The sequence below is a fragment of the Streptomyces sp. NPDC045022 genome (genome assembly GCF_056432605.1).
In genome coordinates this window covers 425,375-438,671 of record NZ_JBWKIR010000003.1, presented here as the reverse complement: position 1 = coordinate 438,671, position 13,297 = coordinate 425,375, and the positions used below count along the sequence as shown (strand labels likewise).

The window sequence follows — 13,297 nt, the reverse complement described above, 5'->3', positions numbered from 1 at the left end:
TGGCCGCCCGGGAGGGCGAGGGCGCGCGATGGCTGACAGCAGGGTCCTGATCGCGGTACCGGAGCATCCGCGCGCCGAGGGCGCCGGGGCCGAGCAGTTGCGGAAGATCCGGGACGCCGTGGAGGCGGGCGGCTTCGAGGTGCGCTGGGCGGTCACGGTCGAGGACGCGGAAGCGGTGCTGCGTACCGAGGCGGGCCTGGCCGCGGCGCTGGTCGCCTGGGAGCTGCCCGGGGGCGACGGTCTGCGCACCGGTGGTGACGGGCCGGGGGCCGCGCTCGCCGCGGCGGGAGGCACGCCGGCCCGGCCCGGCGCCCGAGCCGACGGGGCCGGACGGGTCGACGGGCTGCCCGGCGGTGCCGCCGTGCTGCGCCGGATCGGGCGGCGTTTCCGGGATCTGCCGGTCTTCCTGGTCATGGCCGAGGAGGGCGTACGGGATCTCCCGCTGTGGGTGTCGGAGACGGTCGTCGGGTACGTGTGGCCGCTGGAGGACACTCCGGGCTTCATCGCGGGCCGGATCACCAGTGCCGCCCGCGCGTACCGGGAGGACGTGCTGCCGCCGTTCTTCCGGGCGTTGCGCCGCTTCGACGACGCCCACGAGTACTCCTGGCACACCCCGGCCCACTCCGGGGGAGTCGCCTTCCTCAAGTCACCGGCGGGGCGCGCCTTCCACGACTACTTCGGCGAGCGGCTGCTGCGCAGCGACCTGTCGATCTCGGTGGAGGAACTGGGCTCGCTGTTCGAGCACACCGGGCCGATCGGCGAGGCCGAGCGCAACGCGGCGCGGGTCTTCGGCGCCGATCTCACCTACTTCGTGCTGCACGGCGACTCCACCTGCAACCGCCTGGTCGGCCACTTCAGCGTCACCCGGGACGAACTGGCGCTGGTGGACCGCAACTGCCACAAGTCGGTGCTGCACGGTCTGGTGGTGTCCGGGGCCCGGCCCGTCTATCTGGTGCCCACGCGCAACGGGTACGGCCTCGCCGGACCACTGCCCCCGGCCGAGCTGGCGGCGGACGCGGTCGCGGCCCGGATCGCCGCGCACCCGCTCGCCGAGGAGGCCGTGTCCTCGCAGGCGCAGTACGCGGTGTTCACCAACTCCACCTACGACGGCCTGAGTTACGCCGCCGTACCGACGGCGAGGGCGCTCGCGGCGAGCACACCCCGGGTGCACTTCGACGAGGCGTGGTTCGCGTACGCCCGTTTCCACCCGCTGTACGCCGGCCGGTACGGCATGTCGGTGGACGCGGAGGCCTTCCCCGGCCCGGACCGGCCGACGGTGTTCGCGACCCAGTCGACGCACAAGCTGCTGGCCGCGCTGTCCCAGTCCGCGATGGTGCACGTGCGGCCCGCGCCCCGGGCACCGGTCGAGCACGACCGCTTCAACGAGGCGCTGATGATGCACGGCACCACCTCACCCCTGTATCCGATGATCGCCTCACTGGATGTGGCCACGGCGATGATGGACGGCCCGCAGGGCGAGTGGCTGGTGGACGAGGCGGTGACGGAGGCGATCCGTTTCCGGCAGGAGATGGTCCGCCTGGGCCGGCGGATGGCGAGCGCCGGAGACCGTCCGCCGTGGTTCTTCGGTGTCTGGCAGCCGGAGACGGTCACCGATCCGACGACCGGCGAGCGCCTGCCCTTCGACGAGACCCCGCCCGAGCTGCTGCGCACGGCGCAGTCCTGCTGGCTGCTGGAGCCCGGCGCCGCCTGGCACGGCTTCCCCGGGCTGACCGAGGGCCACTGCATGCTGGACCCGATCAAGGTCACCCTGACCTGTCCCGGCATCACGGCCACCGGCGAGATGACCGAGGAGGGCATCCCGGCGCGCGTGCTGACGGCGTACCTGGCCACCCGGAACATCGTCGTGGAGAAGACCGACGGCTACACCACGCTGGTCCTGTTCTCCATGGGCATCACGAAGGGCAAGTGGGGCACGCTGCTGGACGCCCTGATGGACTTCAAGGCCCTCTACGACGCCGACGCCCCGCTGGACCGCGTCCTGCCGGCATCCGTCGCCGCGCACCCGCGCCGCTACGCCGGCCTGACCCTGCGCGAGCTGTGCCGGCAGATGCACGGCCAGCTGCGCTCGGCGCGCCTGGTGGAGCTTCTGGACACCGCGTTCCAGCAGCTTCCCGAGCCGGTCTTCCCGCCGCAGCACTGCTACCAGCGGCTGGTGCGGGGCGGCACGGAGCGGGTCCGCGTCGCCGACGCGGCCAACCGGGTGGCGGCCGCGATGGTCACCGTCACCCCGCCCGGCATCCCGGTCCTGATGCCCGGCGAGTCCACCGGCGGCCCCGACGGTCCCCTTCTGCGCTACCTCACCGCCCTGGAGAGCTTCGACCGCCACTTCCCGGGCTTCCGCAGCGAAACCCACGGCGTGACGGTCGACGAGGACACCGGCGACTACCAGATCGAGTGCCTGCGCGGGGACTGATCCTCGTCACCGGCCGCTCGCGTCCCGCCTGCCCGGCACGCACAGCCACGCGAGGACCGCGGCGGTCAGATAGGCGAGGGCACCGATGAGCATGCTGACGCGCAGCCCGGCGCCGTAGTCGGCGCGGGTGGCCAGCAGGCTGCCGCCGATTGCCACACCGGTGGCGCTGCCGATCTGGCGGGTGGTGTTGAACAGGGCGGAGGCGGCCCCCGCGTACTCCGGGGGTGCGGCGCCCATCACGGTGGCGGTGGAGCCGGTGAGGGCGAAGGACGTACCGAACCCGGTGGCCATCATCGGGGCCACCAGCAGCGGGTAGGCCGGATCGGCTCCCGCCGCCGCCCAGCCGCCCAGGCCGAGGGCGCCGAGGAGCATGCCGGAGATCACCAGTGGACGGTCGCCGGTGCGGCGGGTGAGCCGGCCGGACAGGACGGAGGCGAACATGGTCATCACCACGGCCGGGAACAGTGCCAGCCCGGTCCTGAGGGCACTGAAGCCGCGCTGGTGCTGGAAGTACAGGCTGGCGGTGAACACCATGCCGTAGAAGGCGAAGTTGAACAGCAGGCCTACGGCGGCCGCTCCGCTCATCGCCCGGGAGCGCAGCAGGCGCAGTGGAAGGACGGGCACCCGGGCGAGCCGCTCGCGCAAGCCGAACGCCGCCACGGCCGTCACGGCCATGCCCAGCCCGGCGAGCACGGCGGGATCGGACCAGCCGCGCCGTCCGGCCTCGTTCAGCGCGGCGGTCAGCAGGGCGACCGCCGCCACCACGGCGCACTGCGCCGGCCAGTCCAGGGCCCGGCCGGCGTGCAGCGGTGAGGGCGCGACGTACCGCCGCGTCAGCACCAGGCAGGCCACACCGACCGGCAGATTGATCAGGAAGATCCACCGCCAGCCCACCGTGGACACCAGCAGCCCGCCCAGCAGCGGCCCGGCGGAGGCCGCGATGCCCGCCATCGCCCCCCACAGCCCGAAGGCGCGTGAGCGTGCCGCCGGCACCGGGTAGGCCTCCTGGAGCAGGGCGAGCGAGCCGGGGACGATCAGGGCCGCGCCGAACCCTTCGAGCAGCCGGGCCGCGACGAGGAAGGCGGACCCCGGTGCCAAGGCGCACGCGGCCGAGGCCACCGTGAACACCACGACGCCCGAGCAGAAGACCCGCCGGTTGCCCAGCCGATCGCCCAGCGCGCCGCCGGTCATCAGGAACCCGGCGAAGACCAGGGTGTATCCGTCGGTGATCCACTGGATGCCGGTGAGCGAGGCCGACAGATCCCGGCCCACCACAGGCACGGCGACGTTGATGATCGTGACGTCCAGGATGACCATGAAGTATCCGGCACACACGGCCAGCAGCGGGGCCAGGGGCACGTCGGCGACTCCGTCCTGTCCGCGGAACCCCCGAATGATGAGCATGCTAGGAAAACCGGCTCACCGCCGCACCAGGAGGAGAAGGCACACGGAGCGGCCGGAGAGGCGCGACGCGAGGAAGGGGCCGGCGGCCCATGACCGTCGACCCCTCGTGACTGAAGCCCTCCTGACCTGTGCCTACAGCACCGGCAGGTTCTTCCGCAGCTCGAAGGCCGTGACCTCGCTGCGGTACTCCTCCCACTCCGACTTCTTGTTGCGCAGGAAGAAGTCGAAGACGTGTTCGCCCAGGGTCTCGGCGACCAGGTCGCTGCTCTCCATGAGGGTCAGGGCCTCGCCGAGGTTCTGCGGGAGGGGCTCGATGCCCATCGCGCGGCGCTCGGCGTTGGACAGCGCCCAGACGTCGTCCTCGGCGCCCGGCGGGAGCTCGTAGCCCTCCTCGATGCCCTTCAGGCCGGCGGCCAGCAGCAGGGCGTAGGCCAGGTACGGGTTCGCGCCCGAGTCCAGGGAGCGGACCTCCACGCGCGCGGAGCCCGTCTTGCCGGGCTTGTACATGGGGACGCGGACCAGAGCCGAGCGGTTGTTGTGGCCCCAGCAGATGTAGGAGGGGGCCTCGCCGCCGGCGCCGGCCGTGCGCTCGGAGCCGCCCCAGATGCGCTTGTAGGAGTTCACCCACTGGTTGGTAACCGCCGAGATCTCCGCCGCGTGCTTGAGCAGACCGGCGATGAAGGAGCGGCCGACCTTGGAGAGCTGGTACTCCGCGCCGGACTCGTAGAAGGCGTTGCGGTCGCCCTCGAAGAGCGAGAGGTGCGTGTGCATGCCCGAGCCCGGGTGCTCGGAGAAAGGCTTCGGCATGAAGGTGGCCTGCACGCCCTGCTCCAGTGCCACCTGCTTCATGACCAGGCGGAACGTCATGATGTTGTCGGCCGTGGAGAGCGCGTCCGCGTAGCGCAGGTCGATCTCCTGCTGCCCGGGGGCGCCCTCGTGGTGGGAGAACTCCACCGAGATGCCCATCGACTCCAGCATGGTGATCGCCTGGCGGCGGAAGTCCATGCCGACGTTGGTGGGGGTGTGGTCGAAGTACCCGGAGTTGTCGGCGGGCGTGGGGCGGGAGCCGTCGAGCGGGCGGTCCTTCAGGAGGAAGAACTCGATCTCCGGGTGCGTGTAGAAGGTGAAGCCCAGGTCGGAGGTGCGGGCCAGGGCACGCTTCAGCACATAGCGCGGGTCGGCGAAGGACGGGGAGCCGTCCGGCATGAGGATGTCGCAGAACATGCGGGCGGTGCCGGGGGTCTCCGCGCGCCACGGCAGGACCTGGAACGTGGACGGGTCCGGCTTGGCGATCATGTCGGACTCGTAGACCCGGGCGAAGCCCTCGATGGCGGAGCCGTCGAAGCCGATGCCCTCGTCGAAGGCCTGCTCCAGCTCGGCGGGGGCCACGGCCACGGACTTGAGGAAGCCCAGCACGTCCGTGAACCACAGGCGTACGAACCGGATGTCGCGCTCCTCCAACGTCCGGAGCACGAACTCCTGCTGCTTGTCCATCTTCCGCTTCCCCATCCTTGCTGGTCAGGCCGCCTGTCCCCCGCACCACTGAAGGCGGTCGGGCACCTGAGCATCCCACCACAACACCATTTCATGCGCGTTGCGGACCTTGATCGCCTGAGCGTCCTCGGCCTGAACGCCTCTCGTACGGCAGGTACTGCGCTCTCGCCCCATCTTGCCTGCTCGCAGCGACATCCGTAATGGCCGGTCCGCTTCGCGGGGTGAGGGACGCCACTCCCTTCCAAAGTTGCATCCAGTTTTCATAGGTGCCGATCAGCCGAGTTCTCCGAGGAGTCCCGATGCTGACCGAGCAGTACGCGGTGGTCCACGAGCACCTCTTCGCCGCCGTCGCGGAGGTCCTCGGCGAGGCCGTCACGCCCGAGGTGGCGGCCGCCTGGAACGAGGTCTACTGGCTGATGGCGAACGCCCTCGCGCCGTCGAGAAGCGGCTGTACGAGGAGAGCGGCGCCGTGGCCCGCGGGAGTGGGAGGTCGTCGAGCGGGTCGAGGAGACCGTGGACGTCGTCACCTTCCGGCTGCGGCCGGTGGACGGGGGCCGGTGACCGGCTTCCGTGCCGGGCAGTACGTCTCGGTCGGCGTGACCCTGCCCGACGGGGCCCGGCACGGCAGTACAGCCTGTCCGGGGCACCGGGCGAGACGGTGCGCCAGATCAGCGTCAAGCGCGTGCATGGCGGGACGACGCGCGACGGCCAGGTCTCGAACGTCCTCCACGCGCGCGTGCGGCCCGGTGACGTCCTGGAGCTGTCGGAGCCGTACGGCGACCTCGTCCTGGACGCCGGCCCGGACCCCCCTGTGCTGCTCGCCTCGGCGGGCATCGGCGTGACCCCCGTGATCGCGATGCTGGCCGGCCTCGCCGCCACGGGCCACCGCGGCCCGGTCACCGTCGTGCACGGCGACCACTCCCCCGCGGGCGACGCCCTGCGCGCCGACCACGAGACGTACGCCGGCAAACTGTCCGGACGCCTCCGTGTACTTCTTCTACGAGCGGGACGCCGAGCCGGGCCACCGCACCGGCCTGGTCGACCTGACCGGCATCGCCGTACGCGCGCGTACCTGTGCGGGCCGCTGCCCTTCCTGCGCGCGGTCCGCGCCCGGCTGATCGAGAAGGGTGTGGCTCCGGCGGACGTGCACTACGAGGTGTCCGGGCCGGACCTGTGGCCGGCGCAGGGCTAGAACCGGGGCCGCGGCCGACGCAGGACCGGACGTGAGCGGCACGCGGCCGGAACCGGACCCGCGGTCGGCGCGGGCCGGGAAGGAGGGGTCTCAGGCGCCGAAGCGGAGGGCGCCCTCGCGGCCGGTCTCCTGGTTCTCGGCCACGTACGGGCGCAGCTCCTCCTCGTAGGCGGCGAACGCCTTGGTGTGGTCGCCGCCGGACTCGGCGAGGTGCCGGGCGAGGGTCCGGGCACCGATCAGCGCCTGCGAGGTGCCCATGCCCGAGGTGGGGGCGGCGCAGTAGCCGGCGTCGCCCACGAGCACCACCCGGCCCTCGGACCAGCGGTCGAGGTGGACCTGGCAGGCCGAGGAGAAGTAGAAGTCGGCGGCGGCGGCCATGTCCTGGAGCAGGCGGGGCACGATCCAGCCGGCGCCGGCCATCCGTTCGCACGTGATCCGCTCCTGCTCCGCGCGGTCCAGCAGGTCCAGCCGCGGGGAGTCGCCGGCGAAGGAGAGGCTGACGGACATCCGGTCGGGGTCGCCCGCGCTGAACGCGTACACCGCCCGGCCGGGCGACTGCCGCAGCGCGCCCCGGTGATCGAGACCGAGATGGTTCGGCGCGCTGAAGCCCACCCCGGACAGACCGAGGTACCGGATCACCTCGGCGTGCGGGCCGAAGACCAGGCGGCGCACCGCGGAGTAGATGCCGTCGGCGCCGACGACCAGGTCGAAGGTGTCCGCTGCGGCGCGTTCGAAGCCGACGCGGACGCCGTCGCTGTCCTGCTCGAGCGCGTTGACCGAGTCGTCGAACACATAGCGCGCGGAGTCGCGCGTGTGCTCGTGGAGGATGCGGGTCACCTCGCGCTTGGGCACCTCCAGCTCGCCGGCGAAGACCTCGGCCGGCAGCTCGCCGACGCGGTTGCCGTCGGCGTCCAGCAGGTCGGTGCCGCGCATCCCGGTGGCGTGCCCCCGCACCTCCTCCAGGATGCCCAGCTCCCGCAGCACCTCGAAGGCCGCGCCCCGGAAGTCGACGGCGTAGCCGCTGTCACGCAGTGCCGGTGCCCGCTCGACGACGGTGACCTCGTGACCGTCGCGGTGCAGGAACCAGGCAAGGGCGGGACCGGCGACGCTCGCGCCGGAGATCAGGATCTTCATGACGAACCCCCGTTGTCGTTTCGAGTCGGGGGCCAGCCTCCATCGGGCACACTCGGTGATCAACGGCTGGTTTCGGCCAGCGCGTTCAGCCGTCCCCGGCCGTGCCCCGGGAGATGCCCAGCAGCAGCGGGCCGGTGGGGTCGGCGACGATGTCGGAGGCCGTGACCGGGTCCAGTGCCGCGAAGAAGGCCTCCTGGGCCCGCGCAGGGCGTCGACCCATTTCCGTGCCCTCTCTACGGAAGGAGCCCCCTTCCCCACTACGATCAGCGAGCCCGACCCCATCCGTCCGATCCCTTTTCCCCAGAAGGACACACCTCATGGGTTCCGCCAAGAACAGCAGCACCGCGGCGCGCAAGGCGCGCATCGAGGAGATGCGGCACGCCGATCGTGTCCGCGAGCGCCGCAACCGGGCGCTCACCATCGCCGCCAGCGCGGTGGTCGTCGCCGGTCTCGTCGTCGGCGGTGTGGTCCTGGTGAACTCGCAGTCGGACAAGAAGGACTCGTCCGCGAGCGGTGACGCCAAGGGCTCCGGGGACTCGGGGCACTTCACCACCGGCAAGGACGGGGTGCGGACCTGGTCCGGCAAGCTGGCGCGCACCCACGTGACGAGCAAGGTGTCGTACCCGATGCACCCGCCGGTGGGCGGCAACCACAACCCGGTCTGGCTGAACTGCAACGGCGACGTCTACACCGAGCCGGTGCGGGACGAGAACGCCGTGCACGCGCTGGAGCACGGCGCGGTCTGGGTGACGTACACCGGCAAGGCGAAGAAGGCCGACGTCGACGCGCTCGCGGCGAAGGTGAAGAAGACGCCGTACTCGCTGATGAGCCCGTACGAGAACCAGGCCGCGCCGCTGGTCCTGTCGGCGTGGGGCCACCAGGTGACGGTGAAGGGCGCGGATGACCCGGAGGTGGACAAGTTCTTCGTCACCTACGTGCAGGGCCGGCAGACGCCCGAGCCGGGCGCCTCGTGCACCGGTGGGGTCATGAAGTGAGCCGGCGGTACATCGGCTGGGCCACGGGGGCCGCGGCGGCGGTACTCGTCGCGGCCGGCGCGATCACCTACGCGGTCGCCGAGGACACCGGCGGATCGGATACGACGACGCCGGGTGCGGACTCCGCCGACGCCGGGTTCGCGCGGGACATGGCCGTCCATCACCAGCAGGCCGTGGAGATGTCGTACATCGTGCGGGACCGCACGAAGAACGAGGAAGTGCGCCGGCTCGCCTACGACATCGCGCAGACCCAGGCCAACCAGCGCGGCATGCTGCTGGGCTGGCTGGACCTGTGGGGGCTGCCGAAGGTGTCGGCCGAGCCGCCGATGACCTGGATGGGCATGGGTGACATGGCCTCCGGCAAGGACGGCGCGCTGATGCCGGGCATGGCGACCAACACCGAGCTGGGCAAGCTGCGGTCGCTGAGCGGGAAGCAGGCGGAGGTCCTCTATCTCCAGCTGATGACGGACCATCACAGGGGCGGTGTCCACATGGCCGAGGGGTGTGTCGCCAAGTGCGCCGTCGGCGTGGAGAAGAGGCTCGCGCAGGGCATGGTCGATGCGCAGCAGTCGGAGATCGAGCTGATGGCCGGCATGCTCAAGGAGCGCGGCGCACAACCCCGTTCGTAACACCGCCGTAAGGACGAAAGTGGCAAATCGCCACAGTTGACGGGTACTTGAGTTTCTCTTGACTTTCACCTTTCCCTGGCATGAACGGTTCATCGACAGAGTGGCCCCCATCGTGTGATCCATTCGCCGGCCGACACCGCCGCGGGCCGGCGCGCGGAGCCTCGACGTACCGACCACTACATGCATGCGAACCGCATCGCAGGGGGTTACATGAGATCCAACCGCGCCAAAATGCGTGTCGGCGTGAGCATGGCAGCGACACTGCCCATGATCGCCGGTGCGCTGGCGCTGGGCATACCCGCGGCACACGCTGCGGACAGCCCCGCTCGTGACGCACTGAAGGGCACCAAGCCGCTCTGGGCCACGGCCAAGGCGGACAAGGGCGCCACCTCGAACAGCGTCCAGGTCAAGGCCCGGGTCTACCTGGCCGGCCGGGACCAGGCCGGACTCGCCGCCTACGCCAAGGCGGTGTCCGACCCCAGCTCGCCGCAGTACGGCAAGTACCTGAGTGCCAAGAAGGCCGAGGCCCGCTTCGGAGCCACCAAGGCCCAGGTCGCCGCCGTCAAGTCCTGGCTGAAGTCGGCCGGCCTGACGGTCACCGGGGTCACCCCGCACTACGTCGCCGTCTCCGGTGACGTGGCCGCCGCCGAGAAGGCCTTCGGCACCCAGCTGCACAACTTCACCAAGGGGTCGAAGACTTACCGCGCCCCCGCGCAGACCGCGTCCGTGCCGGCCGGCCTGCGCGGCGCCGTCCTGACCGTCACCGGCCTGGACAACGCGCCGCACAAGGCGACCCACGCCGACCAGCTGCCGCCCCCGGACGCCGTGTTCAGGAACTCCGGGCCGTTCTCCTCGTACTACGGCTCGAACATCGCGGCCACGCTGCCGGACGCGTACGGCCAGAAGATCCCGTACGCGATCAAGGGTTACACCGGCAAGCAGCTGCGTGCCGCCTACGGCGCCGGCACCTACACCGGCAAGCACGTCCGCATCGCCATCACGGACGCGTACGCCTCGCCGACCATCGCCTTCGACGCGGGCACCTACGCGAAGAAGAACGGTGACGCGGCCTGGAAGACCGGCCAGTTGCACCAGGCGCTGCCGAAGAACTACACGAAGACCGAGGAGTGCGGCGCGGCCGGCTGGTACGGCGAGGAGACCCTCGACGTCGAGGCCGTGCACGCGGTCGCGCCCAACGCCGACGTCACCTACGTGGGCGCCGCGTCCTGCTACGACGACGACCTGCTGGACTCGCTCAGCAAGATCGTCGACAAGCACCTGGCCGACATCGTCTCCAACTCCTGGGGCGACATCGAGGCCAACCAGACGCCGGACCTCGCGGCCGCCTACGACCAGGTCTTCCAGCTGGGCGCGGTGCAGGGCATCGGCTTCTACTTCTCCTCCGGTGACAACGGCGACGAGGTCGCCAACACCAAGACCAAGCAGGTCGACACCCCGGCCAACTCGGCGTGGGTGACCGCGGTCGGCGGTACCTCGCTGGCCGTCGGCAAGGGCGACAAGTACCAGTGGGAGACCGGCTGGGGCACCGAGAAGGCCGCACTGTCGGCCGACGGCAAGAGCTGGACGGACTTCCCCGGCGCGTTCACCTCGGGCGCGGGCGGCGGCACCAGCAAGACCGTGCCGCAGCCGTACTACCAGAAGGGCGTCGTGCCGAAGGCGCTGGCCACGGCCAACAACGCCGCCGGCAACCGCGTCGTCCCGGACATCGCGGCCATCGCCGACCCGAACACCGGCTTCCTGGTCGGCCAGACCCAGACCTTCCCGGACGGCTCCGAGCAGTACAGCGAGTACCGCATCGGCGGCACCTCGCTGGCCGCCCCGGTGATCGCGGCGGTCCAGGCCCTCGCCCAGGAGGCGCGCGGCGGCAAGGCGCTCGGCTTCGCCAACCCGTCGATCTACGCGAAGTACGGCAAGAAGGGCGTCTTCCACGACGTCACGGACAACCCGACGGGCTCCGGCCTCGCGGTTGTCCGCGTGGACTTCGCCAACGGCCTCGACGCCGCCGACGGCCTGCTGACCTCGGTCCGCAGCCTCGGCAAGGACAGCTCGCTGTCCGCGGTGAAGGGCTACGACGACGTGACCGGCGTGGGCTCCCCCGCGAACGGCTACGTCCAGTCGTACCGCCGCCACTGATCCTGCGGATCGGCTAGGGGGCGTGGGGTCCGGTGGACCTCACGCCCCCGTCGCATTCGCGTCCGAGCCCCGCTTCGCGAGCGCGGACCAGGGCGGACCGGGGATCCGCGGCCGGTCGATTGCCTGAAGCTCCTGTTCTGCGAGCCGCGCCGAACTGTCGCATATTGGCACGTGGTGACCTTTCCCTGGGGACGGGGCGGCATCGTTGTTTCGCCGCTGCCCCGACAGGCGTCCGCTCGCGATCACCCCGTGGGCGGCCGGGCGCCCTTTGCCGGGCAGTCCAGCCGGGCGTATCGGCGCCTTCTCGGATCGCCCCCGGGGTCCCCGACGCGGCTCCCGCGCAAGCGACGACCGTGGACCGGTCCGCAGCGTCTTCGACGCGAGGGACGCCCGGACAACGTTGTCCGGATGGCCGTCACCCCTGGCCCGCGCTCGGAAGTGACGCGCCCAGCGGCGCACCAAGGAGGCTGTATGTCGTTCCATGACCCGGCAGTGCTCGAATGCCCCTTCGACTTCGCCGACGAGCTGGAATTCGATCCCTCACTGGCCGCATTGGCGCAGCGCGGACCGGTCAGCCGGATCCGGTTGCCCTACGGCGAGGCCGAGGCGTGGCTGGTCACCAGCTTCGCCGGAGTGCGCCAGGTGACGTGCGATCCGAGATTCAGCCGGGCGGCGATCATCGGGCGTGACTATCCGAGGATGACGCCGGAGCCCATCGTGTCACCGGAATCGATCAATGTGACGGACCCGCCGCACGTCACCCGGTTGCGGCAGGCGGCGGCCCAGGCGTTCACCCGGGAGCGGGTGGCGGCCATGCGGCCGGCTGTGGACGGGGTCGTGGCCAAGCTGCTCTCGGCGGTGGCCGAGGTGGGACCGCCCGCGGATCTCGTGACGTCTCTGTCGGTTCCCCTGCCCCACCTGACGATCTGCGAGCTGCTGGCCGTACCGGAGGCCGACCGCGAGCAGCTGCGTACGTACACTATGCGGCTGCTGGCCACCTCTCCGGCCGCCCGGAAGGACGCGGCCGACGCCAAGGCCGGCCTGCGGGCGTACTTCGCCGGACTGGTCCCGGCCCGGCGGAGCACGCCGGGCGAGGACCTGCTCAGCGCGATGGCCACCGCCCCGGTGCCGCCGGGCGAGGAGCCGCTGAACGACGACGAGCTGGCGGTCATGGCCGTGACGCTCATCCTCAGCGGCAACGACACCGCGACCTGCCAGATCAGCAACATCGTGTACCTGCTGCTGACCCGGCCCGAGGAGCGTGCCGCGCTGGCGCTCGACTCCGGCCGGTTCCCCGGCGCCCTGGAGGAGCTGCTGCGGTTCATCCCCTTCCGCAAGGGCGTGGGCATCCCGCGGATCGCGCTGGAGGACGCGGAGGTCGAGGGAACCGCCATAGGTGCCGGCGACTATGTGCACGTGTCCTACCTGGCGGCCAACCGCGATCCGGCCGTCTTCCCCGATCCGCACACACTGGACCTCGAACGGCCGGTGCGCCCGCACATGACGTTCGGGTGGGGCGGGCACCACTGCCCCGCCGCACCGCTCGCGCGGGCGGAGCTGGAGAGTGCGGTCACCGGCTTGCTGACCCGCTTTCCCCACCTGCGCCTCGCCGTCGCGCCCGAGGACATCCAGTGGGACACCGGGACCATCCGCCGCTTCCCGCTGCGCCTGCCGGTCACCTGGTGAAGCCGGAGCGGGCCGGCCGGCCCGGCATGGCCGCCGGCCGGCCCGCCACGGCAGCTGAAGACACACAAAGCGGGGCGCGCCCCTCGCCACCGGAGACACCGAGCACGCGGGCCGCATGGCCACGGCCGCTCTGCCTCACGCGCAGGCCGGCCCACCAACGCGACTGAAGACACAC

Annotated in this window: 8 protein-coding genes and 2 pseudogenes; 6 read left to right on the top strand and 4 right to left on the bottom strand. The window is 71.4% G+C overall.

Translation table 11 applies throughout. The features are described 5' to 3' along the window. Positions 1–28: 28 nt before the first annotated feature. Positions 29–2,434, top strand: coding sequence for an Orn/Lys/Arg family decarboxylase (locus AC07C1_RS08150; RefSeq protein ID WP_478937700.1), 2,406 nt, complete (start codon positions 29–31; stop codon positions 2,432–2,434). Between the two features lie 6 nt (positions 2,435–2,440). Here AC07C1_RS08150 and AC07C1_RS08145 read toward each other — a convergent pair whose 3' ends face one another. Together AC07C1_RS08145 and glnA are read right to left on the bottom strand one after the other, a co-directional pair. Then, positions 2,441–3,838 carry an MFS transporter gene (locus AC07C1_RS08145; protein ID WP_478937699.1) on the bottom strand — a complete coding sequence of 466 codons (1,398 nt, stop codon included), beginning with the start codon at positions 3,836–3,838 and terminating at the stop codon, positions 2,441–2,443. 132 nt (positions 3,839–3,970) lie between these two features. Continuing rightward, on the bottom strand, positions 3,971–5,332 hold the full coding sequence (gene glnA / locus AC07C1_RS08140) for a type I glutamate--ammonia ligase (RefSeq protein ID WP_400134388.1): 1,362 nt from the start codon (positions 5,330–5,332) through the stop codon (positions 3,971–3,973). Positions 5,333–5,631: 299 nt separating this feature from the next. On the opposite strand from glnA, the pseudogene AC07C1_RS08135 reads away from it, so the two are divergent. Next, positions 5,632–6,524: pseudogene (locus tag AC07C1_RS08135) on the top strand (FAD-binding oxidoreductase). A 90-nt stretch (positions 6,525–6,614) separates the two neighbouring features. Here AC07C1_RS08135 and AC07C1_RS08130 read toward each other — a convergent pair. Then, on the bottom strand, positions 6,615–7,658 hold the full coding sequence (locus AC07C1_RS08130) for an FAD-dependent monooxygenase (RefSeq protein ID WP_478937698.1): 1,044 nt from the start codon (positions 7,656–7,658) through the stop codon (positions 6,615–6,617). Between the two features lie 85 nt (positions 7,659–7,743). Beyond that, a pseudogene (locus AC07C1_RS08125) lies at positions 7,744–7,860 on the bottom strand (transcriptional regulator); the annotation flags it as partial. Positions 7,861–7,975: 115 nt separating this feature from the next. Here AC07C1_RS08125 and AC07C1_RS08120 point away from each other — a divergent pair. The 4 genes from AC07C1_RS08120 to AC07C1_RS08105 all read left to right on the top strand — a co-directional run bounded on the left by AC07C1_RS08120 (position 7,976) and on the right by AC07C1_RS08105 (position 13,122). Then, on the top strand, positions 7,976–8,653 hold the full coding sequence (locus AC07C1_RS08120; RefSeq protein WP_478937697.1) for a DUF3105 domain-containing protein: 678 nt from the start codon (positions 7,976–7,978) through the stop codon (positions 8,651–8,653). Further along, entirely contained in the window at positions 8,650–9,282 is a 633-nt protein-coding gene (locus tag AC07C1_RS08115) for a DUF305 domain-containing protein (protein WP_478937696.1), read from the top strand. Before AC07C1_RS08120 ends, AC07C1_RS08115 begins: the two co-directional genes overlap by 4 nt. 210 nt (positions 9,283–9,492) lie before the next feature. After that, a complete protein-coding gene (locus tag AC07C1_RS08110) occupies positions 9,493–11,436 on the top strand; it encodes a S53 family peptidase (protein ID WP_478937695.1) in 1,944 nt (647 codons plus the stop codon). A 471-nt stretch (positions 11,437–11,907) separates the two neighbouring features. Beyond that, positions 11,908–13,122, top strand: a complete 1,215-nt coding sequence (locus AC07C1_RS08105; RefSeq protein ID WP_478937693.1) for a cytochrome P450 — start codon at positions 11,908–11,910, stop codon at positions 13,120–13,122. Positions 13,123–13,297 lie beyond the last annotated feature (175 nt).

Coding starts and splice junctions, on each gene's coding strand:
- AC07C1_RS08150 (WP_478937700.1), top strand. CDS start 29: ATGGCTGACAGCAGGGTCCTGATCGCGGTACCGGAGCATCCGCGCGCC.
- AC07C1_RS08145 (WP_478937699.1), bottom strand. CDS start 3,838: ATGCTCATCATTCGGGGGTTCCGCGGACAGGACGGAGTCGCCGACGTG.
- glnA (WP_400134388.1), bottom strand. CDS start 5,332: ATGGACAAGCAGCAGGAGTTCGTGCTCCGGACGTTGGAGGAGCGCGAC.
- AC07C1_RS08130 (WP_478937698.1), bottom strand. CDS start 7,658: ATGAAGATCCTGATCTCCGGCGCGAGCGTCGCCGGTCCCGCCCTTGCC.
- AC07C1_RS08120 (WP_478937697.1), top strand. CDS start 7,976: ATGGGTTCCGCCAAGAACAGCAGCACCGCGGCGCGCAAGGCGCGCATC.
- AC07C1_RS08110 (WP_478937695.1), top strand. CDS start 9,493: ATGAGATCCAACCGCGCCAAAATGCGTGTCGGCGTGAGCATGGCAGCG.
- AC07C1_RS08105 (WP_478937693.1), top strand. CDS start 11,908: ATGTCGTTCCATGACCCGGCAGTGCTCGAATGCCCCTTCGACTTCGCC.